General features: G+C 36.8%; 24 protein-coding genes. 10 read left to right on the forward strand and 14 right to left on the reverse strand.

What is annotated here, in order from left to right:
- The first annotated feature begins 124 nt into the window (after positions 1 to 124).
- From rbfA to SAGCYANO_RS35700, 3 genes are all read left to right on the forward strand, one after another.
- On the forward strand, positions 125 to 568 hold the full coding sequence (rbfA, locus tag SAGCYANO_RS35690; RefSeq protein WP_202224374.1) for a 30S ribosome-binding factor RbfA: 444 nt from the start codon (positions 125 to 127) through the stop codon (positions 566 to 568).
- Between the two features lie 516 nt (positions 569 to 1,084).
- Positions 1,085 to 2,665, forward strand: coding sequence for a glycoside hydrolase family 3 N-terminal domain-containing protein (locus SAGCYANO_RS35695; RefSeq protein WP_202224375.1), 1,581 nt, complete (start codon positions 1,085 to 1,087; stop codon positions 2,663 to 2,665).
- Positions 2,666 to 3,030: 365 nt separating this feature from the next.
- On the forward strand, positions 3,031 to 3,255 hold the full coding sequence (locus tag SAGCYANO_RS35700; RefSeq protein ID WP_124147504.1) for a DUF4327 family protein: 225 nt from the start codon (positions 3,031 to 3,033) through the stop codon (positions 3,253 to 3,255).
- Between the two features lie 299 nt (positions 3,256 to 3,554).
- Here SAGCYANO_RS35700 and SAGCYANO_RS35705 read toward each other — a convergent pair whose 3' ends face one another.
- The 7 genes from SAGCYANO_RS35705 to SAGCYANO_RS35735 form a co-directional block, all read right to left on the reverse strand.
- Positions 3,555 to 3,926 (reverse strand): hypothetical protein, encoded by a 372-nt coding sequence (locus tag SAGCYANO_RS35705; RefSeq protein ID WP_202224376.1) that lies wholly within the window; start codon positions 3,924 to 3,926, stop codon positions 3,555 to 3,557.
- 531 nt (positions 3,927 to 4,457) lie between these two features.
- On the reverse strand, positions 4,458 to 4,670 hold the full coding sequence (locus tag SAGCYANO_RS35710; protein ID WP_202224377.1) for a hypothetical protein: 213 nt from the start codon (positions 4,668 to 4,670) through the stop codon (positions 4,458 to 4,460).
- Between the two features lie 45 nt (positions 4,671 to 4,715).
- On the reverse strand, positions 4,716 to 5,279 hold the full coding sequence (locus SAGCYANO_RS35715; RefSeq protein ID WP_202224378.1) for a hypothetical protein: 564 nt from the start codon (positions 5,277 to 5,279) through the stop codon (positions 4,716 to 4,718).
- A 131-nt stretch (positions 5,280 to 5,410) separates the two neighbouring features.
- Positions 5,411 to 5,662, reverse strand: a complete 252-nt coding sequence (locus SAGCYANO_RS35720; protein WP_202224379.1) for a hypothetical protein — start codon at positions 5,660 to 5,662, stop codon at positions 5,411 to 5,413.
- Between the two features lie 216 nt (positions 5,663 to 5,878).
- Positions 5,879 to 6,226: a hypothetical protein gene (locus SAGCYANO_RS35725; RefSeq protein ID WP_202224380.1), complete on the reverse strand. Its 348-nt coding sequence runs from the start codon at positions 6,224 to 6,226 to the stop codon at positions 5,879 to 5,881.
- Between the two features lie 382 nt (positions 6,227 to 6,608).
- The gene (locus tag SAGCYANO_RS35730) at positions 6,609 to 7,151 is read right to left on the reverse strand and encodes a phosphoribosyltransferase (protein ID WP_202224381.1); all 543 of its coding nucleotides are present in this window, start codon (positions 7,149 to 7,151) and stop codon (positions 6,609 to 6,611) included.
- Between the two features lie 1,243 nt (positions 7,152 to 8,394).
- Positions 8,395 to 8,595: a hypothetical protein gene (locus SAGCYANO_RS35735; protein ID WP_202224382.1), complete on the reverse strand. Its 201-nt coding sequence runs from the start codon at positions 8,593 to 8,595 to the stop codon at positions 8,395 to 8,397.
- Between the two features lie 1,028 nt (positions 8,596 to 9,623).
- On the opposite strand from SAGCYANO_RS35735, the gene SAGCYANO_RS35740 reads away from it, so the two are divergent.
- Together SAGCYANO_RS35740 and SAGCYANO_RS35745 are read left to right on the forward strand one after the other, a co-directional pair.
- Positions 9,624 to 11,528: a hypothetical protein gene (locus tag SAGCYANO_RS35740; protein WP_202224383.1), complete on the forward strand. Its 1,905-nt coding sequence runs from the start codon at positions 9,624 to 9,626 to the stop codon at positions 11,526 to 11,528.
- 527 nt (positions 11,529 to 12,055) lie between these two features.
- Positions 12,056 to 12,403: an NAD(P)H-quinone oxidoreductase subunit M gene (locus SAGCYANO_RS35745; protein WP_202224384.1), complete on the forward strand. Its 348-nt coding sequence runs from the start codon at positions 12,056 to 12,058 to the stop codon at positions 12,401 to 12,403.
- A 166-nt stretch (positions 12,404 to 12,569) separates the two neighbouring features.
- Here the strand turns inward: SAGCYANO_RS35745 and SAGCYANO_RS35750 are convergent, their stop codons facing one another.
- Positions 12,570 to 12,845, reverse strand: a complete 276-nt coding sequence (locus SAGCYANO_RS35750) for a hypothetical protein (RefSeq protein WP_202224385.1) — start codon at positions 12,843 to 12,845, stop codon at positions 12,570 to 12,572.
- Positions 12,846 to 13,409: 564 nt separating this feature from the next.
- Between SAGCYANO_RS35750 and SAGCYANO_RS35755 the strand changes: the two genes are divergently transcribed.
- Both SAGCYANO_RS35755 and SAGCYANO_RS35760 read left to right on the forward strand, forming a co-directional pair.
- Entirely contained in the window at positions 13,410 to 14,615 is a 1,206-nt protein-coding gene (locus SAGCYANO_RS35755; protein ID WP_202224386.1) for an RNA-guided endonuclease TnpB family protein, read from the forward strand.
- Between the two features lie 211 nt (positions 14,616 to 14,826).
- Entirely contained in the window at positions 14,827 to 16,959 is a 2,133-nt protein-coding gene (locus tag SAGCYANO_RS35760; protein ID WP_202224387.1) for a PP2C family serine/threonine-protein phosphatase, read from the forward strand.
- Positions 16,960 to 18,104: 1,145 nt separating this feature from the next.
- On the opposite strand, the gene SAGCYANO_RS35765 is transcribed toward SAGCYANO_RS35760, so the two are convergent.
- On the reverse strand, positions 18,105 to 18,473 hold the full coding sequence (locus SAGCYANO_RS35765) for a DUF1823 family protein (protein WP_202224393.1): 369 nt from the start codon (positions 18,471 to 18,473) through the stop codon (positions 18,105 to 18,107).
- 439 nt (positions 18,474 to 18,912) lie between these two features.
- Positions 18,913 to 19,944: a type I glyceraldehyde-3-phosphate dehydrogenase gene (gene gap, locus SAGCYANO_RS35770; protein ID WP_202224388.1), complete on the reverse strand. Its 1,032-nt coding sequence runs from the start codon at positions 19,942 to 19,944 to the stop codon at positions 18,913 to 18,915.
- A gap of 526 nt (positions 19,945 to 20,470) precedes the next feature.
- Between gap and SAGCYANO_RS35775 the strand changes: the two genes are divergently transcribed.
- Positions 20,471 to 20,713 (forward strand): hypothetical protein, encoded by a 243-nt coding sequence (locus SAGCYANO_RS35775; RefSeq protein WP_202224389.1) that lies wholly within the window; start codon positions 20,471 to 20,473, stop codon positions 20,711 to 20,713.
- Between the two features lie 993 nt (positions 20,714 to 21,706).
- Here the strand turns inward: SAGCYANO_RS35775 and SAGCYANO_RS35780 are convergent.
- The 4 genes from SAGCYANO_RS35780 to SAGCYANO_RS35795 all read right to left on the reverse strand — a co-directional run bounded on the left by SAGCYANO_RS35780 (position 21,707) and on the right by SAGCYANO_RS35795 (position 23,336).
- Entirely contained in the window at positions 21,707 to 22,075 is a 369-nt protein-coding gene (locus SAGCYANO_RS35780) for a hypothetical protein (protein WP_202224390.1), read from the reverse strand.
- Positions 22,076 to 22,237: 162 nt separating this feature from the next.
- Positions 22,238 to 22,807, reverse strand: a complete 570-nt coding sequence (locus SAGCYANO_RS35785) for an ISAs1 family transposase (RefSeq protein WP_202220848.1) — start codon at positions 22,805 to 22,807, stop codon at positions 22,238 to 22,240.
- A 75-nt stretch (positions 22,808 to 22,882) separates the two neighbouring features.
- Positions 22,883 to 23,110, reverse strand: coding sequence for a hypothetical protein (locus SAGCYANO_RS35790; RefSeq protein WP_202219317.1), 228 nt, complete (start codon positions 23,108 to 23,110; stop codon positions 22,883 to 22,885).
- Positions 23,097 to 23,336: a transposase family protein gene (locus SAGCYANO_RS35795; RefSeq protein ID WP_202219316.1), complete on the reverse strand. Its 240-nt coding sequence runs from the start codon at positions 23,334 to 23,336 to the stop codon at positions 23,097 to 23,099. The genes SAGCYANO_RS35790 and SAGCYANO_RS35795 overlap by 14 nt, the downstream gene beginning before the upstream one ends.
- Before the next feature lie 426 nt (positions 23,337 to 23,762).
- On the opposite strand from SAGCYANO_RS35795, the gene SAGCYANO_RS35800 reads away from it, so the two are divergent.
- Both SAGCYANO_RS35800 and SAGCYANO_RS35805 read left to right on the forward strand, forming a co-directional pair.
- Positions 23,763 to 24,089 (forward strand): caspase family protein, encoded by a 327-nt coding sequence (locus SAGCYANO_RS35800; protein ID WP_202224391.1) that lies wholly within the window; start codon positions 23,763 to 23,765, stop codon positions 24,087 to 24,089.
- 589 nt (positions 24,090 to 24,678) lie between these two features.
- A partial coding sequence (locus SAGCYANO_RS35805; RefSeq protein WP_202224392.1) for a reverse transcriptase domain-containing protein occupies positions 24,679 to 25,780 on the forward strand: 1,102 nt, incomplete at its 3' end.

Consider the following 25,780-nt stretch of genomic DNA (forward strand, 5'->3'; position numbering starts at 1 on the left):
AAAAAGTAAAAATCAAAAAACTATAGCCTGGGTATTAATCAACTGCATTCTCCAAAACTGTCATAAGTTGATCGGAAGTATTAGAATAGTGTAGTTAAGTATTAAATCGTAGGGGGTAATTATCATGGCTACAGATCGCCGCGTTTCCCGGGTTGCTTCATTAATCAAGCGGGAAGTCAGCCAGATGTTGCTCCATGGTATCAAAGATGACCGTGTAGGTATTGGTATGGTCAGCATCACAGATGTAGATGTTTCTGGAGATTTACAACACGCTAAAATATTTGTCAGTATCTATGGTTCTGAGGAAGTAAGATTCCAAACTATGGAAGGTTTAAAATCTGCTACTGGCTATGTTCGCAGCGAATTGGGTCATAGAATACGTCTGCGTCGGACTCCAGAAGTTATCTTTGTCGAAGACCGCTCTCTAGAACGTGGGACCCAAATTATATCACTTTTAAACCAGCTTTCTGAAGAACGTCAACAACAGGAAACTGAAAATTCTACAGAATCAGATTCTCAGAATATAGAAAAACTCACTTCAGACGGGGTGTTACACAGTGACGAATGATTTGAGATTTTTGATGAATAAGATTTTAGACTTGAGAATTGCTAGAATAATTAATATTAGGTTTTTAGTCAAAGTCTAGACTAATTTCTAGCAATATCATTCCATAATGTGCAACCCCTCAGATGGAATAGATTAATTACCAAATAATTAAGGTAAAATGCCTCTCCTTTAAAGGAGAAACAATGAATTAATTTTCCTTTTATTCAATCCTCTTCCTTTTAGGGCTATGCTTTATAAACATTTTTCTTAACATAAAATCTGACAAAATAGACAAGTTATGTATAAGTCTTTGAAAGGCTTTTTCTTGAGAAAAGTGTATGAAAAAATACATTTTTGAGAACTGTAGACAAGATTCTTACTTCCCACACCTCCCACACTCCCACACTCCCCACCCTTCCCACCCTTCCTACAGGGTTTTCAGGAGTTCCTTATCAGGGATAGCTTTTAGGGAGAGGTAATTATTAATTATCCATTATCAATTATTGAAACATTCCTAAAATCCTCATCACGCTTACTATGAATTTAGTAGAAAAAGTCGCTCAGATGGTTGTAGTTAGAGCTTCCGGCAACCTATTTGACAATCAAATTCGTTATCCAGACTGGGAACCCCCTACCCATAAACTCAAATATTGGCTGCAAGACTTGGGTGTCGGAGGAGTAATTTTTGTGGATGGGAGTGCTATAGACTTGGCAACTCGTATCCAACAGCTTCAGTCTTGGGCAAAAATTCCTCTACTTTTGGCTGCTGATATTGAGGAAGGAGTAGGTCAAAGATTCGCCGGAGCAACTTGGTTTCCTCCACCAATGGCGATCGCTGCTATTGCTCAAACAAATCTCAAAAAAGCTATAGAGTATGCTGAAACTATGGGGACTATTACAGCTCAAGAAGCTGTGGCAATTGGTTTAAATTGGGTTTTAGCTCCAGTGGTGGACGTGAATAATAATCCTGATAACCCAGTGATTAATATTCGTGCTTTTGGGGAAACAACTGAATTAGTGGGTCAACTGGCAACTGCTTTTATTCGAGGCGCTCAACAATATCCAGTTTTGACCACTGCTAAACATTTTCCTGGTCATGGAGATACTGCGGTTGATTCTCATTTTGAATTGCCTACTTTACCTCACTCAGAAAGTAGACTAGCAGAAATTGAATTGCCTCCCTTTGTAGAGGCGATCGCTGCTGGAGTAGATTCTGTAATGAGTGCCCATTTGTTGATTCCTGCTTGGGACTCGGAACTACCTGCGACTCTGTCCCATAAAATTATCACAGGTCAGTTACGCCAAAAGTTGGGTTTTAATGGATTAGTGGTGACTGATGCTTTGGTTATGGGGGCAATAGCTAATCGTTATGGTTTAGCAGAAGCTTCAATTTTGGCTGTAGAAGCTGGTGCAGATATTTTACTGATGCCTTTAGATGCAGAGGTTACTATTAATGCTGTTTGTAATGCAGTTAGTCAAGGCCGTATTTCTGAATCACGAATTGATGAATCTTTGCAAAGAATTGAGCAAGTTAAGACTAAAGTTTATCCTACCTGGCAACCGGGAAATGAGAAAGGGTTAGAAGATTCTTCAGTCTCTACATACCATTTAGTTGATAAGTTGGAGCAACCACAGGCACAAAAAACTGTAACTCAGATTTTACATGATTCTCTACAAGTAGGAGAAAGTTTTCTCCCACCAAAATCAGGTGTCAAGCATTTACGCAATTTAATTTTTGTACAAGATATACTCAACAGTGCTTTTTTAGGGAATCATACTCCAGCAGTAACTCTCCCCAGACAACTTGGTTACCAACTACAAATTATTGATAGTAACTCAGAACTTCCAGAAGTTGTTAACTCCGGTCGTTTGACTTTACTACAACTATTTATTCGTGGTAATCCTTTTGGTAAATTAGCTAGTTTATCACAAGCATCGCAGGATTTAATTAAAAAATTATTAATAAATGGTGAATTACAAGGTCTCATCATATACGGTAGTCAGTATACCTTGAAACAGTTTTCCGGTGAAATGTTATCAGATATACCTTATGTTTTTTGCTATGGACAAATGCCAAAAGCCCAAGCGATCGCTTTAAAGTTTTCTTTAAAAATTTAAAAATTTAAAAATTTAAGATATTTAAAGATTTACAAATTTATAAGTATTTCTCTAAAATCTAATAAAACTCCCATAATCCTTGACAAAAAAAATAAAAGTGATAAAGGGATATGATTTTTTCAGGTCAGGAAACGAGAGAAATAGTTAATTAGTGGCTTTGTAGATAGTATCTCAGAGTACAGAGTTGCAACTTAGACCAATACGATCGGAAAATGTTTTGGTTCTATGACTTTTAGAATTCTTATCAAAATCCGATAACGAATTGTAACTATGTATACTGAAAAAATTAACATTCATAATCCGGATTTTTGTTCTATATTATTAATAGCGCCGAAAATTACTCAAACTAGGCAAAAAGGGTGACTATGACTTACACCACAGTTCAATATTCTTTAGACATTATCAGAGATGAAGCAAAAGAACTTGTACAAAAAGGAGTTCTTGGACGTCAGCAACCTATTTATACTCTCTGCCAATATATTCCTGTCAGAGAATGGGCTTGTGTAGAGGGTGAGTTAGAAAAATGTAACTTTCTACTTAGAGACCGAATTGCTGACCTAATAGGCAACGAAAAATGGGAAAACGACTAAAAAAAAACTAACTCAGCTAAATTAGATTATTAGCTGGGTTAGGTGTTTTCATTAATTGATAATGGATAATTGATAATTACCTCGGGTTTTAACCGCTCTTGATTGAATATAAGGAAATATTATTTCTTTTTCCCCTTAAAGGGGAGGCTTCAAGGCGCGAATTATTTAATTATTAATAATTAATAATTCGGTAATTTATCCTAATTTATCCTATTTTATAAAGGCTTTTTAATAGCTGGATAAAGCTCTAAGATTTATCCAGAACTATATATTGTGATGTACGATCGGCTTTGAGGGCTTTACTCCTGAAGTTTCTGTAAATCAGTTCGTAGATTGGCAATTTCTTGAGTTAGCTCTAGCAAATCTTGTTGTACATCTAATGACACAAAACTAGAAGCAGAAGTAGAACCAGAAGAAGCTGTTGTACTATCAGTATCGGCCTGACTATTTTGTTGATTCAAAATTGTATCAACAAAGTTCCTGGCTTCTTGTTCAGTCATCTCTCCTCTACCAGCCCATTCCTCAGTTAGTTGGTTGAAATCACTACTTAATTTATTTAAATTTTCATCTCGTTTAGTAGAGTCTTGCACAGTTTCTATAAAAAAGGAAGTTGCACCTAGAGTGACACGAAATCCTTTTTGTATTATTTGGGTGAGATTATCGGGATTCATAAGTGTAAGTTAATTCAATATCAAATGGCAATTTCTCTCTTATTACAGATGAGAAATAGACTATACTGGTAATATAACGCGGATAGAAGCAAGTGACAAAGTTATTTGAGAATATTTTTAGCTAGGGTTTGCGCTCAAAAATCTTTTAGTAGGAGCAGGAGACAGGAGACAGGAGACAACCCACCCCTAGCCCCTCCCAGGAGGGGAGGGGAAGACAGGAGAAATGGGAATTAAGAGGAGGTAGAAGTAACAATTGTAAGAATGATTTTTCTGCCCAACTCTTACCATTAATACTAACTTTTTGAGCATGAAGAGCTGAAAACCAGGAATTTTTTTCAACCTAAAACAGCTAAAACCTTTATCTATCAATGCTTTTATATTTAATCAGCAAGCCCTAGCTAAATCAAGATTTTTTTAATCTGAATAACTAGCAACTTAAAAGCTAATTGATTTTTGAGACAGATCCAATTTGTGATTATTATCTACGGAATTACGATGTTTTAATAATAATCTCTTCTACACCCAAATTTATTAACTTCTTTTCAACTTGGGAAACAAAATTTTTAAATTCATATATATCAATAAATATTCATTTTCTGTCAATCTATATATTAATGAAGATTTACAAGTAAATGATAATAAATCTTTTGGCATATCATCAAATTCAAAAAACTTTTGCAGAATTAATTTCCCACCAAAACCAGGTAAATAATTTTGTAACTTAACCCACGAATTATGACCCATGTACTTGCCATCAAAAGTAGGTACAAAACTGTATATTCGTGGAAGTTAATTGACTGATTTTCTCACATCAGTATGCTTTAACATATAATTATTTTCTGGCTTAGTTAAATCTAAGACTAAGGCTTCAGCATTTCCCAAATAATTTTCTGGTATGCCAACATTTCTATATCTTAAGTTACAAGGAAAAATAAATCGTTTAATAGGAACAACCGATAAAAATTCAAATAAAGCGTCGTTTGTGCTATATGCACTTTCTTCATTAGGCAGATTTTGATTTTTCCTTTTAATTAGGCCTAACTTTTCTTTGGTTAAGATACATTCAAGATAACTCCAATTCTTCTTATTTTGCCAAAGACTGTTCAATATAAAAACAATAAAAGATGTTGAACTTAAAAGTTTATCTTTCCATGATAACTTTTTAAAACTTGCAGCAATGAAATTATCTATTTTATTAAAATCTATTGTAAATAATGGCTCATATTTAGGAACATACTCTGGGTATTCATAAGCTTGAGAAAGATATTCTAATAATTTAAAATATGTTCCACCATCTGCTATGAAATGATTTATAAGCAGAGTTATGCCACAATAACTTCGATTATGATTCAAAATTACATATACTAATGGAGTATCTTTATTAATAGCATCTGAAGAATTTTGGGAATATTGAATTCATTATTTACATAAGTTTTGGCATCTAATAAATTATCAATATTTATTTCCTGTTCGTCTAGATCAATCTAGATAAAACCCATACCAGATTTCTGTGGGTTACATACAACTTTTAATGGAGAAAACAATTGTTTTACCAATCTCCCTCCCAAAATTGGCACACTATCTACTATTTGTTGAATTGCTATTTTTAATCTCTGAGAATCTACTGGATGCTGATACCAATTTATTAAACCATAATATGGCCAAACTCCCATCTTGCTATCAAATTTTGAAAGTTGATACTCACAATGCACATTGTTATTTGTTATTAATTCCATTCTTTGCCTATGTGAATTAATGCGATCGTTAATCTTATTATTAAGATGAGAAGAAAACTGTAATTTGAAAAAATATGAAAAAACCTATCTTCTAACTTCAAGACCAAATCTCTACAATTGTACTCCCCCTTGTACTATCTCAATCATAAGTACTCAAGCGGACATAATATTATTTATTTGCTAGAGATTTAGTATCTTGTCTAAAGTTGAACATTTTCAGCCTACTTGCTCTAAATATTGATTAATATCCTCAATCACTCTTGTCAACTCTGCTTCAGTAGTAATCCGAATCCGCTCATCTCGTACAGTAATCAAAACTTTAGCTGCAAAAGGACTAGACCAAATATTAGGATTGCAAAATATTTCTAAAAAGACATCTCCTGTATACTGATATTCCATAGGTTTCTGTGGAGTTAGTTTTCCTGGACTACCAGCAGCAGTTTTTAATTGTTGCATTAACTGAGCGATCGCACTTTGTAAATTCTTAGCAGCTTCAGGACTAAAATCAAAAGATATAGACCCTTCCACCATATTCAAAGTTAGTTTAGGAGTAGGAGCAGGCATAGGGAGTTGAATAAATATATACTATGTAGTAATAGACCTTATCATAAAACCTCAGCCTGAAATCAGTCAATTAAAATTTTTCAATCATAGTTATACCAAATTGATAAATGTTTGCTACAAATAGCTAGGGTATTTCTTAGGAGGTCAACCCACCCCTATCCTGCACTTTAATTCTACAGATGTGGGTTAGGCATAGCTTTTCTGGAGATATCTAATAAAAAATATGTTTGAGCATTAAATATACAAATAATTTTCTCTCCTTACCGAATAATTAAGGTAAAAATCCTCTCACTCGCCGTGGAGGAACAATGAATTAATTTTCCTTTGATTCAATTCTCTTCCTTTTAGGAAGAAATAATTATCAATTATCAATTATCAATTATCAATTATCCATTATTGAACGATCTCTGTTCATCCTGGTCAAAGTAAAAGCTAAATCAGCAGCATTTGTTTGTTCATATACTTCAAAAGGTTGATGGACCCAAGGATTATCTGGTAAATAATCAACATAGTAGTCAGGTTCAAATATAGAGCAAGCCTTATACCACAAAACTGCTGTTTTGAGCTCCTGAATTTCTTGACCATAATTATCCTGAAGCCAAGCGATAGATTTATCTATACTAATTCCCGAATCTACTAGATCGTCAGCTAGCAACACATGACTACCTAAACTATTTGTAGTCATAGTTAAACTTTTTCCGATGACGATCTTACCCTGTTCCTGGCCCTTAATACCACCATAAGAGGAAATAGCTAGAATAGCTAAAGGTTTTTTGAAAATACGAGACAAAATATCTCCTACTCGTAATCCTCCTCTAGCCAAACAGACAATTTGATTGAACTCCCATTGAGATTGATAAATTTTTGCTGCCAGATACTCAATTTTTTGATGATAGTCTAACCAAGAGATGTAAAGATGGCTCATGTGTGAACTTTAAAATAATAGCGATCGCCTAAAAATAGGATAGTTTGAATTTTACCTAAACGCATCAGAAGGCAAGCACTATAATCGCGAGATGAGCGTGCCTGGATGAATGATGGGTGTATAATTATGATTCAATGTCATAATTATACACAAATTGAATAGTTATATCATGTCCGGTAGCATCGGTATTGTATAGCAAAGGTAAGGAAGAAGGAAGAGGGAAGAGGGAAGAGGTCCGAAGGCTACCCTCGCAAGAAAAAAACCTAAATTTCCTGTAGATATTCACCCTTAGGTTTACACAAATGATACCAACGGACATGATATTCTTTTGAAAGAAGGAAGGCAGCGGAAGTTGTTTGCTCCGCTTTGCGCAAAATGTTTCCCCAACATGAGCTAGGAAAAAGCAGAGCAGCTCTGCAAGAGCGGGAGACCTCCCCATTCCATCCTACCATTTGCTCCGAAGATCGACTGCTTGCGTCTGGGCACCCCACGGGGTCGCACAACTACTCCCGCACAACAAACGAATGCGCGTACCTCACTCCTGATCGGAGTTGCTATATGATTCTTTAATGTTGTTGAATGGGGATAATTATTCTGTAACTTTTATAGCACTACAAGAATTGGGCGCGGACACTTCTCAATCCTAAAACCCTTTTAAAGTTTGCTATTCCCTGTTCCCTATTCCCTATTCCCTAGCGCGTAGCGCTATAAAAGATAAATGCCTCAAAAGTTACTACCACAATTTTGGTAGAGAAACTTGTGTAATCATAGGATAACTGTTCGATTAATTAAGAAAATAAAATGAGAGCTGTAATTGAAGGAGTCAGTTCTACATTAATTCATCTTCCTAATTATTATCCTAGTCTTAACCCTATTAAAAACTGTTAGTCAAAGCTCAAAAAAATTAGTAATGTTGGTGCAATAACTTATGCTTATTTAGCTAAAGCTATTTAATTTATTTTTGCTCAAATCTTGCTCAATGATATTAGTAACTGGTTGATTTATTTTTGTTATTGTACCTCATGCTTACTAGGAAATCCTATAGTTTAGAGTTAACAAAAAAACAGGTCTCAAGCCTTCCGACCTTTTAAGAAAATCGAAAAGAAAATTATGCATTTTTATAAATGCTATGACAATTTTTGACAAACTGAAATTTTGGTGTTATTCAAATGATGTATTTAGAAAAGATGTAGATTTTATGATATTTATTGTTTAATTATTAATCAAGCACAATAGCAAAATATCAATCTGCTATCCTCAGCCATCCACGCCGAATAGCATGAAATAACCTATTAATTGCTGTTGTATCTTCTTCACTCAGATTATGATATAGGAATAAACTCCTAAGTTGTTTTCTGTGTTCTATAGTCAAAATACCAGAACGATAGACTTGGAATACTAACTCTGCAATTATTACCTCTGGTAAAAGGGTTTGATAGTTCATAGCATTTGATCGTCATATACTATAAATAGTATTCTCCATTTAACAATAAATCATTGTGATAAATTACTTTCTTCCCAGTGATATTTCTCTGGAAAATTAGTGATTTATATCACCATAGTCAAAACATAATTATTTAGTTAAGATATTAAAGATAATATTTTTGTAAGCATTCAGCAGTCAGCTATCAGCTATCAGCTTCTGAGACATATCTATGTTTCTTGCCACAGAATTGTATAGGGTTGTAACTAAAGTTTGCTGTTCTTGCATTTCAATTATCTAATAGTATAAGTTAAAAGAATACTGACTTCATTTATTAAAAAATACAAACTCGCTGAATGCTGACTGCTAATAGCTGAATGCTTAAATATTTTTTTCTTTTAGCAATCGAAATGTAACAGAATTATTTCAAGTTAATGATAACTATAGCAATCAGGAATCAGATGTGAGAATTGAGGTGTTTTTTTAAAGCATAGAATATAGCAGTTTTTTATTCTTATGTATTCATTTCTTCCCTCCATACCTATTCCCTATTCCCTATTCCCTAGAACAAAAGTCTCCAATATCTCACAACTCAAATCATATTGCTATATATTTTGATTTCAAATAAATCTTTTATCGTCATCAACAAATTATACAAACATGATATTAAATTGTATTTTTAGCGAGCGACAACTATCTATATCTGCTATAAATCTTGTAATTATTAATATCAATTATTGTGATATTATCAAAAAAGTAAAGTAGTATATGCTAGTAAAAATTATTGATAAATCTAGCATCTGGCATGAGTCATACCAAGGCCGATCAATTTTTGTGGCAAATGGTAAGGACTTTGCATACAACATCTGTAGCTCCTAGGGAGGACTGAAATTAGAATCAATATTGAAAAGAAAGACAAATATATAGATATAGCTGTCTAAAATAAATTGGAGAAGCTCTTTTTCAGGACCTCAGACCGAGACGCATCTTTTTGTAGCATTCTTTTTTACCCCTGGTATAAACTATATTTTAAAATCAGTAATAAATTTATGAAAAATCGACAAAAATCCTCTATTAGTATAGTAACAATAGCCACCATACTATTAAATTTCATGATTTTAGGGTGTCAAAAAAACAGCCAAAAAATACAGGAATTAGATGACAAAAACAAGACAACATTGCTACAACCAAATACTTTAGAATTGTTACAACCAAATACCTTAGAAGAAGAAAGTAAATTTCAAGCAAGAAGTTTGGCAATTCGTAAGAAACTAGCAGCAGTAGACTTAGAAGAACTAGATAATTGGTGGAGACCAAGAAAAATTGGAGATCCTCATAAATATCTACTGCCAGTAATTTTAGCCAGATTAAGTTTAGAAGATACACAAACAGGAGAACTTTATAATCAAGAAAAAACCTGGAAAATTTTATTCCAACTAGATAAAGATAAACCAAGCCTTTATCACTTCCGTAGTTATCTAGATGTGCGAATCTTCTTTTTATTTAGAGATAAAATGCCATCGGATGTATTAGCATCTTACAAAAGTCAAATACAACTACCGAAAGCCCTCAAATGGATAACAACTGGAACAGAAAATCATATGTTTATGCATCGTGCATCTGGTTTAGCATTGATGGATGGAAGTGGTTGGCCTGTGGGCGATCCAGCAACTAAAGCTACAAATGAAGCATGGTTGCGAGCAGAGCTGAATAAATATTTAACTATTGGACAAGGAGAATTTCATTCTTCAGTTTATTATGGATATAGTATTGGTGGATTACTTAATATCTATGATTTTGCTCGCGACCCAGAATTGAAAAAACTGGCAAAAGGTTTACTAGATTGGTATGCAACTAATATGGCACTAAGGCTAAGTTGGGGGACTGCTGGAGGTGCAGAAAGTCGGGGTTTAGATCGCCGTACCTGGAATAGTGGGTTAGGTGCAGTAGCATGGATGTGGTGGGGAGAAGACACAGAAGCTGCAGAAAAGATGGCAAATGGTAGTGCTAGGTTAGCATTGCCAGCAGCTCTAAGCACATATCGTCCTCCAGAACATCTGCGGGCACTAGCTCGTAAACAAGTGCCACTGCCATTTCAACTCAGAGCAAGTCATCCAATTTACTACAGTTACTCTCAAGGAAACCGCTTATGGGAAAAATTCTATATAACTGAGGACTATAGTTTAGGAACTTTATTAGAGCCTACTCGTAGTTATCAAGTTGAGGGAACAATTAACGCACAATATGTTACTTATAAGTTAGTAGTGCGCGACCCTGAAGGCATTAATAACGCAGTAGTAGGTTTAGGTGGCACTTATCATGGACCCCAAGCAACTGGACGTAGTCCTGGCGATCAATATGTTCAGCAGAAGGGAGCAGTAATGTTTCAGTTAATTCTCAGCGATCGAGATTTGCAAGCAGGAGTGCCAGCACAGTCACATTTAGTCTTGCCAAAGCGTTATGGCGAACCGACAAAATATAAAAATTGGTATATTTGGCGTATTGAAAATATTTGGCTATGTGCTCGACCTTGGGGAGATGAGGTAAGTTTACAACCATTATCTCGGCGGAGATATAAAGATTACCAAGCAATGGTTGCTAAAGGAAAAAGGACAGCTTGGGTTACTGATGTAGCAAGAGTAGCTGATATTGGAGATTTTGAAAGTTTAAAACAAGCCTTGGATAAAACTATGGTTGATGATAGTGAATGGGAGAGTCAAGGGCGTTTGAGTTATTTGAGTTTAGCTGGCGATCGCATAGTTATGACATATCAGCAAGATGGTGCTATTGGGGACGCTGTAGTTAATGGGGAAAAAAGAATTTTAAAAAATTGGCCTGTTTTAGAGAGTCCATACGCCAAACAGGAGTTGTACAGTGGGTTACTAGAAGTTGATGACCCCAAGTTAGGTAAATGGCAATTAAAAGGTAAGTTAATGGGTCCAGAATGGGAATAAAGTTTGGTGGAGATTGGGAAATGGGGAGTGTGGGAACTGTGGGGAGTGTGGGGAGATGGGGAGATAGTAATCAAACATAGCATTACTATTTAGAAACGGTCAGGACTTACGCAAATTGACTGTTAAACCACCATCTGTAGGGGCGTTTTGCTAGCGCACAACTACGGGCTGTGTGCAGAATTACTTCCGCACAGTAGACGCCCCGTAGGGGACCTCAGAATTACACACTCGCTTCTGACTTCTGACTTCGTTAAATCATGTCCGGATAATTTATAGCAATGAGCGCTCAGGTATTTACAATGTCCAGCTCAAAGTGAAGTCTAGAACAGGTATACAAAAAATAATGTGTAAATATGCCAGCGCACATTGCTATAGTGATAAAAAAAACTTTCTCTTTCTTCTTCTTTCTTTTCTCCTGACTCCTGACTCCTGACTCCTGACTCCTGACTCCTGACTCCTGACTCCTGACTTCCGTGAAACAGTATTACGATAGAATTTAACAAAAAGTAACAGAGAGAAAATTACTCATGCCATTAAAGTCAACAACTAGACATATTCATATTTTTGCGGGAGTTATAGAAGACAATGAACTTGTTCCTGATGACAAGGTATTAACCCTGGATATTGACCCTGATAACGAACTTAATTGGAATGATACTGCTGTGCAGCAGATTTACAGAAAGTTTGACGATCTGGTAGAATCTTATAGTGGGGAAGATTTAACTGAATACAACCTACGTCGTATAGGTTCCGATTTAGAGCATTTTGTGCGATCGCTATTACAGTCTGGTCAAATTAGCTATAATCTAGGTGGTCGTGTCAATAACTATAGTCTAGGACTACCAAGAGTAGATATTGACCCAGAAGCTAAATAGCAGGCTTAAAATTTAATCTCTAATATAATAATCTGATAACATTTTTGTTATCGGATTATCAAAATAATTTGGTCGCGCCACCCCGCCTTGATTGGCGAAACATTTTTCAAGCCTTGCTCAAATCCTCGTTACAAAAATAACTTCTGACTTCTGACTTCTGACTTCGCTAAGTCTGTGCCCTTCTACTCTGATAATGTTGCAAAAATTGCTTCATAGATACCTGACGATTGGCCATAAATTGACTCCAAGCACCAGGAAAAAATTGCTCTAGAGTTTCGACTAAAGCAAAAATTTCTAGATTAAGCATTTTATAATATAATTCATGAGAATGTTTAAGTTGAGTTAACAGCTCATCTATGTTTATCTTAGGAGGTGGCTGTTTGTCATTAGTTTCTTGATTGGTAAAATTACTAAAAGCACCAGAATCAGAAGATTTAGACATAAATTACCTCAAATGATTAAAAACAATATATGATAAAATTAACTTAGTACAACTGATAATTGAAATAATATTTATAGTTTTATTAGTAAAACACTTGAATAATTAGGGCTTGCTGATTAAATATCAAAGTATTGACTGATATTAGTTTTAGGCTTTTTATGTCTGGCAAAATTATGAGCTTTTCAGCAAGCGTAGGTTAAAAAAGTGAGCATTTTCACCGAAGCAAAAGCCGAAAAATCACTCTGATAATTATTTTGGCCACTGACTCTGTAATTCCCATTTATTCTACGTCCGCTCCTACTCCCTACTCCCTACTCCCTACCCCCTACCCCCTACCCCCTACCCCAGCAAAAAGACTTTCCATAAGCAAACCCTAATTAGATATTTTTAGCTAGACTGCAGAGAAGCCTCACACCATAATTTTTAAGAGGAGTGTGAGATGAATCGGCGGCCAATTGAGTAGATTCGATGCCCATTCAATTTGCATACTATCCCAGCAGAAGCTTTCGCCCTAGTTGAAAAACTTGTATGATTATCTTGCAATAACCCTGGAAATTTTCCACCATGCGCACTGCCTACCAATATAAATTAAGGCCCAACTCAGATAAAATAGCCACCATAGAATTGTGGTTGGAATTGTTGCGTCGGCAGTACAACTATAGGTTAGGCGAGCGGTTCTCGTGGTGGGACGAAAATCGCTGTCCGGTTAATGCTTGCCCCTTGGTGATGCCAATTCCTCAACTAAGAGATCATCCAGATTATTACTCTCAGAAAAAAGATTTGGTCAATACCAAAGACAAATTTCCTGACTACAAGCTAATTCACTCTCAGGTGTTACAAGATTGCATAAAACGGGTAAAACTTGCCTTTGATAGATGGTTTAAGGCAGATGAAAATGGACGGAAATTAGGGAAACCAAGATTTAAAGGAAAAGGTCGTTATCGCAGTTTTACTTATCCTCAAATCAAGCAAGACTGCATAGAAGAAAACAAGATAAACTTGCCAAAAATAGGCAATATAAAGTTGATTCAACATCGACCAATACCAGAAGGATTCCAAATTAAAACAGCGACAATTAGTCGTAAAGCAGATGGTTATTATGTGACTTTATCCCTAGAAGAAAAATCAATTCCAGCTTTAACAACTGAAGTAGAACCAACATTAAAAAATACTCTGGGAATCGATATGGGACTGAAGGAATTCTTAGTAACAAGTGAAGGAGAATTTGTCCCCATCCCTCATAAATATCGAAAATCTCAGCAGCGATTAAAGACTTTACAAAAACGTTTATCTCGAAAGAAAAAAGGAAGTAAAAGGTGGTTAAAGGCTGTCAAAGCTGTAGCCAAACAACATAAAAAATTAGCTGATCAACGTAAAGATTTCCATTTCAAAACAGCCAATGAATTGTTATCAAAAGCCGAAGTTATCGCCCATGAAAACTTAAATATTAAAGGGCTAGCAAAGACTCGTTTGAGTAAATCAATTAACGATGCTGGATGGGGACAATTACTGTCTATTTTAACTGTCAAAGCCGGAAATGCTGGACAGAAGACTATAGCAGTGAACCCCAAAAATACTAGCCAAGATTGCTCAAATTGTGGTGAAAAAGTCCCCAAAGAATTAAATATACGAACTCATTGTTGTCCGCACTGTGGCATGGTAATAGACCGCGACTTGTTTGCGTTTGCGCAGCATCCCGTAGGGAAGCATGACCTCGGAAATGCGGCGATAAATATAAAAAATAGGGCGGTAGGGCCCAGACGTCTTTAAAGCACGCGCTTGCCCGACGGAATACCGGGGCTGCGAAACGAGAAGCCTACACTATAGCTTCAGCTTAGTGTGGGAGATGTCACATAAATCTTGAAATTATGCTGAAAAATCCAGAACAAAGACCTAATTCAATTAGCATAAATAATTAAAGATAAATCTAATTTATAAAAGAAATGGCCGAAAGCTACGAGGACCCCTAATGCAAAACACTATGCCAAAACACTACCTGTGGGCTATAGGTGAAGGGTTCAAAGCCTATCGGCCAGGAGAAATAATAGTAGATCGTTATCAAGTTAAAGGCGATCGAATACTACTGGATACTCAACCAGAAGAAATGCCCCAGATGCCCGAAGAAATTCCGGGTGAAATAGAGCCATATTTGAGATTATTTCCATATAGACTTCATATTCCTCAAGTTTTTGGAATTTTATCAGTAACAGAAAAAAAAGGGACTAGAGAAATTTGGCTCTTACAAGGAGGGCCAATAGATGGCAATTCCGGAAGCATAATGCCAGATATAGCTACAGCATGGAAAAATGCTACACCAATGCGACAGTTAAATTGGTTATGGCAAATGGCTCAACTTTGGCAACCGTTGAACGTGCAAAAAGTAGCTTCTAGTTTGCTAAACTCAGAGAATTTGCGGGTAGAAGGACAATTAGTACGCTTATTAGAGCTACAAGCAGATCGAAAATCTTTGACATTACAGCACTTAGGTAGATTCTGGCAGAAATGGGCAAGCAATGCTCATCCAGCAGTAGAAAAATTCTTAAAACAACTGTTTCACCAAATGATTGCAGGTGAAATACACAATGCAGATCGACTTATAGGGCAACTAGATCGAGCTCTGGAAGTATTGGGGCGATCGCAAATTAGAAAAATTCACATTACCACTGCTACAGATACCGGACCTAATCGTTCTAACAATGAAGATGCTTGTTACCCACCAAGTAAAACAGCAATTAGCTATCCACCGAGTTATAAAACAATAGCTATTGTCTGTGATGGTATTGGTGGTCAAGAAAGAGGGGAAGAAGCATCAGAATTAGCAATCAAAGTTTTGTGCCAAAATTTACAGAATATACCCGAAGAAGGCGATCCTCTAACTATAACTACAAAATTAGAAGAATCTGCTTATGCTGCTAATGATGCTATCTATGAGCGTAACGATAACGAGCAACGTCAGGGTCGTCAACGGATGGGAACTACTCTAGTTATGGCACTTGCCCATCTCCATGAACTCTACATCACTCATATAGGAGATAGTCGTGCTTACTGGATTACTCCAACTCGATGTTATCAAGTAACTCTAGATGATGACGTTGCGACTCGTCAAGTCAGATTAGGCTACTCTTTATATCAGGATGCTGTCAATCAAATTGCATCAGGTGCTCTAGTACAAGCTTTGGGTGTTACTGCCTCAGCAAGTTTACATCCAACTGTACAACGTTTTCCCATAGATGAGGATAGTATTTTCTTGATTTGTTCTGATGGTTTAAGCGATCGAAATAGAGTAGAAGAATATTGGCAAACAGAAATATTACCATTACTAGAAGGGAAAACAAATCTAGCTAAAGTCAGAGATAGATTAATAGAAATTGCTAACGCCACAAATGGGCATGATAATGTAACAGTAGCTTTAGTGCATTATCAAGTAACTGATAAAGGTCAGATAACAGAATTGTCTCTTCCACCTGTAAAAGTTCAGCATTTAAAAGTACAAAAATCACAAAAAAATGCGGAACTTAATCCATCAGATAGTCAATTTTTCGACAATAAACCCAAAAATTTTCCTTATGACTCAGAATATAAAAGTGCGTGGTTTTACTTGTCAGGAATTCTGATACTTCTGGTATTAGGTGGGATATTGGCATATTTTTTAAGTCCCTTAGCAAAAGTATTACCAAAGCCACCAAAGAATAGTACTTTTCCAGAAAATACGGAAAAGCCTAGTAAACAACCAAATTCTATATTTTCTCCCGCTTTATCTTTGGATATAGGTTCATTCATCTGGATTAATCATAGCGCTAATTCTCCCAAAAGTTTATACGAACCAATTGAATTACTTGATAGTACAGCAAATAAGACAGTTAAGGGTACAGTTGGTAATGGTAGTATTCTTAAAGTAACTAGAAAATTGAATCAATCGCAAGAAACTTGGTTAGAATTAGAGGTTGTTTGTTCAACTGAAACTCCCTCAAGTATTGACCCAGAATTTTCTAATATTTTCCTACAACCAAAAGATAAAGGTTGGATTCAACAAGCAAAAATAGAGAGTAGTTTGGATGTCGTTATTTTGGAAAGAAATTCAGAAAAACTAGATGGATGTTTCAAGAATTATTAATTAATAATTAGGGCTTGCGGATTAAATCTAAAATCATTAACAGATAAAGCTTTTAGCATTTTTAGGGCTAGAAAAAGTGCTAGAAGTGAGGTCAAAAAGGTTTAAAAAGTTAGCACAAAAGGCTAACTAGGACAGAAAAATTAACAGACCATTTTTCCGACTACCTCCTCTATAGAACCCCTAAGTGTATCTTTAATTTTCTCTTTTTTGTCAGTCAGGCGATCGCCAATCATCCAAAAGTAGTTTCAAGCTCAAAATTAGACAAGAAGGGAAAACCATAGATTTAACTTATCACCTCAGTAATTAAAATTGTTTATTTTAATCAAACAAGTTCCGATTTTCCCCAAATTATTACAAAATATTTCACGCACTTGCGTTATTTCAGGCATTTGGTATCATAGTTTGTACATAAGGTATTGTGCCAATGTTGTGTTTAAAAGTAAAAAATTCTGTCTTGAATAAAGCTACAAGCAAGTATTTACGTTAATATCATCCAGAATATTTATATTTTTGGCAAAGGTGAATAATCTCAAAACGAGAAATTTTAGACAAGTAGAAATGCTTAAGTAATTATGGCTATTGACAGATAACAAGTTAATAGAGTAATAAGTTGCGGCAGGCTTTTATAGTCATTTTTGATAATTTTTCGGTTTCCAGCAACCCTGATAGTTGTTAGGCTGCGATGAATTCGGCTTTCTGTCAGCCAATGTATTTCAAGAAAAGATCCGGTTACGGGTTCTATAACTCCCATTTATTCTTACTCCTGTCTCCTGACTCCTACCCTCAACCATAAGACTTTTTGAGCAAACCCTAATTAATTATTAACAAATACATCTCCTTGAAAAGAACAGGATTGACTCATTAGTTTATACTTTGGGCATTGCTGAGGTGGGGGCAAGCATCCTGCCTGTCCCTGTCTGCGGTGAAAATATCAGGAACGGGGAACGGGAACGGGCAAGATGCCCATTCCACATCCACATCCACTTCCACAAAACTATTAAAATAATCCCGGATTTATGCAACGCCATACTTTGAGTAAAAAACCTAATATTAATCATTCTAGCAATTGATTAATCCAAAATCCTGTTCATTAAAAATCTAGAATAATTTGTCACTGTGCAACGCCAAAATTTGAATTAAAAATATCAACAACTACTAATTTCCATGTAACTTAAAAGCCAATTTGCCATAGTAGCACGACGTGCTTGTACAGGAGTAAATTCTCCTATTTTATAACCTTTAAAGCCTAACTTTTGCTTCAGTAACTGTTTATTTTCTTTAGGAATAGAACGAGTCAACTTAACAGTGGGCGGGCGAAATTCAATAAAATTAGGAGGTTCTAGATATTCATCTCGCCACTCCGGTGCAACACCAGAAGCATCCCATTTATCAGTAGTAGCATCATAGCGATAACCAAGATAATACCAAACTAATTGATTAACAGTATTATCATCAATCTTTTCATCAATAATTGCCTGAATAGTTTCTGTATTCAGTGGTGGTAGTTCAGACATAAAAGCTGACTTCATTTAACTTATTTTTATATGATTATATTATGATATGGCAGAAGGAAGAAGGAAGAAGGAAGAAGGAAGAAGGAAGAAGGAAAATCTGGCGTTGTCTGAGTTTTAAGCTTTTGATATCAAATCCGGTTAAACAGCCATAGAATGGTTAAGTTAGGAAGAGTCAGGAGTTGTAGGGGCGATTCGCGTAATTAGGAGCATTCCGGAACGGAAATCGCCCGTACAGGAGTCAGGAGGAGAAAGAATTACAAATATGAGCGTAGTTATGACGATTGAAGAATTTTTTTATGCCCAATTAAACGGATTTGATATGATATGTCAAATACAGTAATGATAACTGCTATACTTATGAATGAACCAGAGAAACAAAAGAAGAATAAAATGTAGAGGCACTTCACACCTCTACCATGATTGAATTATTGCTAGTTAACTATTTACTTAAGATACCTTCTTTTTGTGCCATTGATAACATTAAATCTACTACTCGACAAGAATAACCCCATTCATTATCATACCAAGAAACAACCTTAAAGAAATTGGAGTTAAGTTCAATTCCAGCACCTGCATCAAAAATACTAGAGTGAGAGTCGGTGGTGAAATCAGTCGAAACTACAGGGTCTTCAGTATAGCCAAGAACACCCTTCATCGGTCCTTCAGCAGCAGCTTTCATCGCTGCACAAATTTCTTTGTAGCTAGTTGACTTCTCGCTCTTGAAAGTTAAATCAACCACAGAAACATCTGGAGTCGGAACCCGGAATGCCATACCTGTCAGTTTGCCTTTTAATTGTGGTAAAACCAGAGTTACTGCTTTTGCTGCACCAGTAGAAGCGGGAATAATATTTTGAGCTGCACCACGTCCACCCCGAAAATCTTTTTTACTTGGACCATCTACAGTTGGTTGAGTAGCAGTCATAGCATGAACAGTTGTCATTAGACCTTCTGCCAAACCAAAATTATCATCAATAACTTTAGCAATAGGGGCTAAACAATTAGTAGTACAACTAGCATTAGAAACAATAGTATCTTCGGCAGGTTCAAAGCGATCGTGATTAACACCCATCAACAAGGTTTTTACCCTATCTGGATCTTTTGTTGGAGCTGAAATAATGACTCGCTTTGCGCCTGCTGTCAAATGATTTGAAGCACCGTCAAAAGTGGTAAATAATCCTGTAGACTCAACTACATAATCTGCACCTTTTTCTTTCCAGGGTAGTTCAGCAGGGTTTCTAACTGATACACATGGAATAAATTTTCCGTTAATTGTCATACCATCATCTGAAGCTGATACATCTCCTGGGAAACGTCCATGAGTTGAATCATACTTTAATAAATAGGCTAAGTTTGGTGGTGGTACTAAGTCGTTAATCCCAACAAACTCGATTAAGTCGGGATGGTTGAGTCCAGCACGGAAAACTAGACGTCCAATACGGCCAAATCCATTGATAGCTACTTTTAAGGCCATGGATACACTCCTTTTAATAAATATAAGTATGACAAATGCTTGATTTGATTAGAACCTATCACGAAGATAATTGCTTCAAATATATTCTTTTCCATATTTTAAGAATTTTTCTGTCAAATGACTTAGGTTTGACGGAATGCTTATGCCCTAGACTAGATTAATTATAGATCCACTTAGCTACCCAGCAGGTCGAGTCCAAAATTTCATACTTGAGAATATTTTTTACAGATAATACTGAGTTTTTACAGAGTTTAAATCAGTATTATCTACACTGTAAATTGATAATTATTAAGCTGAAATAATTTATCTTTTGAGAAATTATTTCATTTGAAGCGCTATATATTTGTTTTTTATGTTCTATAGTTAATCATTAGATTTATATCTGTAATACTGCTGAATAATTGAATAAGCTTAGATGAATTTACTGAGATAATAAATTTACAAAAACTTCATTTAATTATCTAAAAAATATTGAAGTTTACTATAAAATTAAGGTATAATATAAAAAAGTAAGCAATATAAATCAATGCAAGATTCGTCTATACAAATTACAATGATGGCTTTGGATTTAAGAAGAGTTAATACAAATTATGCTAAAGAAATTACAACTTTTGATGGTATGAATCAAACAGATGTTCAAACTAATAAATTAGGTGAGGGTTATATTCTCAGAGGAAGTACAGATATAACTATTTTTTGTGGAGATGAAGAAAGTAATTTTTCAAAAAATAGTGATAATAATTTAATAACCAATCTGATTTTTGTTTAATGAGTTACAAAGAAGGCGTTGCTGAAGAGCGTGTATTATATTAGTCTTAATTCTTTAGGAGTCAACCCATTCCTAACCCCTCCTAAGAGCTATCCCTTATAAGGAACTCCTGAAAACCTTGTGTGGAGTAGGGGAGTAGGGGAGTAGGGGAGTAGGGGAGTAGGGAGCAGGGGAGAAGGGAGAAAGAATCAATAAAGAAAAGGAAAAACTACTTAAGTTATCAAGAAAAATCTACTTTTTAATACACTTTTTCTCTGGCAAAAATCTTTGGAAGGCTAATACATAACTTGTCGATTGTGTCAAGTTATGTATAGGTCTTGGGGCGGCTTTTTTAGGAGAAAAGTATATTGAAAAATACATTTTTTTGAGAACTGTAGACAAGATTTTTGCCCCCCACAGTCCCCACAGTCCCCACAGTCCCCACAGTCCCCACAGTCCCCACCCTCCCCACAAGGTTTTCAGGAGTTCCTGATAATTGTGGTTTTGACTTTGTGGTCTATCTACCTACAAAATTCTCTGAATAAGCTTTCAATATTTCTCCAAGTAAGTTTGCCTGGTTTATAGATTTTCGTATCAGATCCGATTACTATAGACCACATATCTTCTTAGTTGAGAAAAGCTTGATATATATAGATTCTAGTTTACTTATTTGTGGTCTAGGTAAACTGGATTTGCGATCGCTAATATTTATGCTAATTTCTCTGAAATCTTTTTCCTCTAAATTTTGATAAGTTCAGGACTTACGCAAATTTTTAGACAATACGCTATCTGTAGGGAGCGTTAGCGGAGCTTTGCGTCAGCAAATGCCATTCGCCCCTACTAGATATGGCGCTTGGTGCGTAAGTCCTGTTTTGATAAGCTTTTTTTCTCGACTTGGGATAAAATGAATTTATCACAAACATTAATCAGTTAACACAAAACCCCACGTTGTGAGGTTTAGGAATCCCGCGCTGTCTTTTTATAACAGCGTAGGGAGAATTTCAACGGCTTAAATTATTGGCGTTGCTGAATTGAAGTATGAATGCGCGATTGTTTGGTTCTGCTAAATCCCCCGCGCATCCCCCATTCAACAAAAAGCGAAGCAACATCTGGCTTCCCATCGTTCAAAAGCGAAGCATCCTCTGGCTTCCCATCGTTCAAAAGTGAAACATCCTCTGGCTTCCCATCGTTCAAAAGCGAAGCAACATCTGGCTTCCCCCTTTCCAAGGGGGCGGGAGGGGGATAAAAAAGGGGGACGGGAGAGGGATAAAAAAGGGGGACTTTTAGAGTTTTATTCCCCCACGCATTGGGCAGGGCTAATTCATTGTCGCCAGAGAAAAATATTGAGGAGTACAAGTTTGGCCATATTGTCAAGTATTTCATAGTCTTTTCCCCTAAATTATCATACTTATACAGGAAAAATTTATGTCACAGACTCAGTCGCGATCGCTAATATCAGTCGCGATCGCCAATACCAGAACTATTGAAATCGAAAACTAGGGGGGAGTGAGGTTCTGTGTATGGGCCAATTTCAATTCTCAATGACTACAGTTCTAGATTTATAATCATCAGAAAAATCTGCTCCAAATCGTGAGCAATGGTACGAATCGCAGTAGTGAGGGAAGAATAACCATGAAGGCGACAGATAGCGATCGCCAACTGACGAATCACAGAAAAATTAGCAGCAGCTTGAGAGTGCCGAATTAGACTTGTGTCCTCTCGAAACACTACATCTTTAACCCAATGTAGTCGATTCTCAATTCCCCAATGTCCCTGAATTCCTACTGCAAATTCTGCTGCACTTAATTTCAGACTGCTAATGTAGTAAGCTGTTTGATAATAGTCAACACTTGCTCGTGTACCCTGACGCTCAACTCTAATCACAGACTTAATTCCTTCCCACTCAGAGCTAATTCCCAACAGATTATTAAACACAGACACTGTTCTACAAACCACACGATTTCTAGATCTATCTTCTGATATATCAACACTACTTGGTTGTGTTTGTTCAGTTGTTAGTTGTACTTGCTGGTACAGTTTTTTTTGATTACCCTTGACTGCTATTGTGTAATGGTTACCTCTGTCAATGATTAACTTGACGGTTTTTTTTGACAATGTAAAGCATCGCAACTAAAAACTACTCCTTCAAGGTTTAAACTAGCCAATATGGCTTGGACAACAGCAATTTCACTACTTTCTTCCCACGTGAAATTGTTCTATGGCTACAGGTACTCCTTGACAATTACTGAACACAGAAACAACATTGACAAAGTCTTGGTAAGAACCATAACAGTCACTGACAGTAGACCTAATACTCTTACCGTCCACTGCTAACCATTCGGCCTCTTGAATTGTTATTTGGTGTTGAGCCCATTGATTGAATACTTGAGCTAATTGAGCAAAATCAATTCTGGTCATAATTCGCCGAAATGTAGACTTCAGTTGGAAAACTCAAAGGCGATAGCTCTAGTTGTTGCTGTAATGCCAGATGATGACGACGAGCAAAATCTTCTAGGGCACAATAGGAGAAACAACCGCTCATTGTACCCATAATTACTAACAGTAATACTAACCATAATGGATAACGTCTCCCTCTAGCAGCTCGAAAATCTGGTAATTGGGCCAATATTTGTAATAAGTTCATTTCTATCTAAGCCCTAATATTGAGAATAGTTAGCTTAACTCAATACTTGACAACAATCATTGTACTCCTCAATATTTTTCTCTGGCGACAATGAATTAGCCCTGCCAATGCGTGGGGGGAATAAAACTCTAAAAGTCTCCCAATTTTGGGGATTTAGGGGGCATGAACCAGAACCAAACAGATGATTTTGCCCCCCTAGCCCCCCAATGCGTGGGGGGAATAAAACTCTAAAAGTCTCCCAATTTTGGGGATTTAGGGGCATGAACCAGAACCAAACAGATGATTTTGCCCCCTAGCCCCCAATGCGTGGGGGAATAAAACTCTAAAAGTCTCCCAATTTTGGGGATTTAGGGGGCATGAACCAGAACCAAACAATCGCGCATTCATACTTCAATTCAGCAACGCCCAAAAAAAAGATTTGCTATTATGCCAAAAATTACCAGAAGTCTAGCCATAATCATCGGCATCGATCGCTATAGTCATATTCCTAAACTGAAGAATGCTGTCTTAGATGCTAATTCTGTAGCTAATGTTCTTCAAGAAAAACACAATTATCAAGTTTTAAGATTATTTGATGAGTCGGCAACTAAGGAACAATTTACTAAACTTCTAGAAAATCTTCAAAACAAGAAAATTGAATTAGAAGGAAAGTTAACTCAAATTGAAAAAAGCGATCGCCTCTTATTCTATTTTGCAGGTCATGGATTCGATCAAGAAGCAGAAGATAGTGAAGGTGCGACTCGTTCCTATTAAGAGCCTCTAGAAACTAGAGGGGTATGAATAGGGTCTAACGAGGCCACGGAGGAAGAGCCTGCAATAAGTGAGGCCACCAAAGAAGAGCCTGTTAGATAACTGAGTTATGGATGCTGGTGAGAATCCAGCCCGCTAAGGGAAAGCGGACTCCCGACCTGGCCACACCGAGCTAGAACTTTTCCACTAACGGAGTGAAGCTGGCATCAGGCCCCAACCAGAGCTAAGGGTGATAGGCACACTGGGGGTAATGGGGAGACGGCATGGGTACATTACGGAATGTCCTGAAAAAGCATCTTAATTTCCGACAAGGAGGCACTCCAAAATCTCCTGACCGCACACGAGCATTCCCGCGTCGAATCTTCACATCAGACGCATCCCTGGGGATCGTGTAGGTGAATTGGGCAGCCCTAAACCGTCATAACAATCTACAACTCGGAACGAGGAAAAACGTTGAGAGAGTCTCTAGGAAAGGTCGAATAAGAGAGTAGGTGGAAAGCACGGAAACCTCTCCAACGGGTAGGATGCAAGCGCAAATTGCTTGCAGGGTAATCAGCGTAGTGAAATTTAGTAAGAGAGTACGTTTAGACACATGAACAATCATAGTGAAACCTGGAGCAACCAAAACTGGAAGAAATTCCAGAAAAACCTGTTCCGCCTCCAAAAACGAATCTACAAAGCCATGCAGAATGGAGACACCCGCAAGGTAAAAAGTCTTCAACGTTTGGTGCTGAAATCTCATGCTGCAAGGACGCTGGCTGTAAGACAAGTCTCTCAGCTTAATTCTGGGAAGAAAACTTGTGGGGTCGATGGACAAAAATCCTTAAACTTCAAACAAAGGCTTAACCTAGCTCAAAAGCTAAAAGAAGCAAACCATTGGGAACATGAGGAATTAAGGGAAGTTAAAATCCCTAAGAAAAATGGGAAAATCCGAACATTAAAAATCCCAACCATCGCAGATAGGGCATGGCAATGTCTTGTTAAATATGCCTTAGAACCCGCCCACGAGGCAACATTCCACGCCCGAAGTTACGGCTTCAGACCCGGAAGAGGCGCACAAGACGCACAAAAATACGTCTTCGATAACCTCAAAAGTCAAGCCAAAGGCAAAAGTAAACGGGTAATCGAATTAGACATTGAAAAATGTTTCGACAGAATTAGCCACAAGGCGATTATGACTAAGGTCATTGCCCCCCAACAAATAAAAACGGGGTTATGGAGATGTTTAAAGGCAGGGGTATCGCCAGAATTTCCTGAACAAGGCACACCCCAAGGTGGTGTAGTATCACCACTACTAGCCAACATAGCACTAAACGGTATAGAGGATATCCACCCGTCCGTAAGATATGCGGATGACATGATATTTTTCTTGAAGCCAAAAGATAACGCTGAGAAGATTTTAGAAAAAGTACAGCAGTTCCTAGCAAAACGTGGGATGAATATATCAACAGAGAAGACAAAAATAACACGGGCAACGGCAGGCTTTGACTTCTTGGGATGGCACTTCAAAGTGCAAGGAAACGGGAAATTTCGATGCACCCCCTCAGAGGAAAACTACGAAAAACTCCGCAAGAAGGTTAAAGCCATAGTCAACAACTCTGCATTAGCCACTACCGCCAAAGCGAAAAAGCTAGACCCTATTATTAGAGGTTGGAGAAATTACCACCGTTATTGCAAGATGGACGGGTCAAGGT

It is taken from the genome of Okeania sp. KiyG1 (assembly GCF_014132355.1).
Taxonomy (GTDB): Bacteria; Cyanobacteriota; Cyanobacteriia; order Cyanobacteriales; family Microcoleaceae; genus Okeania.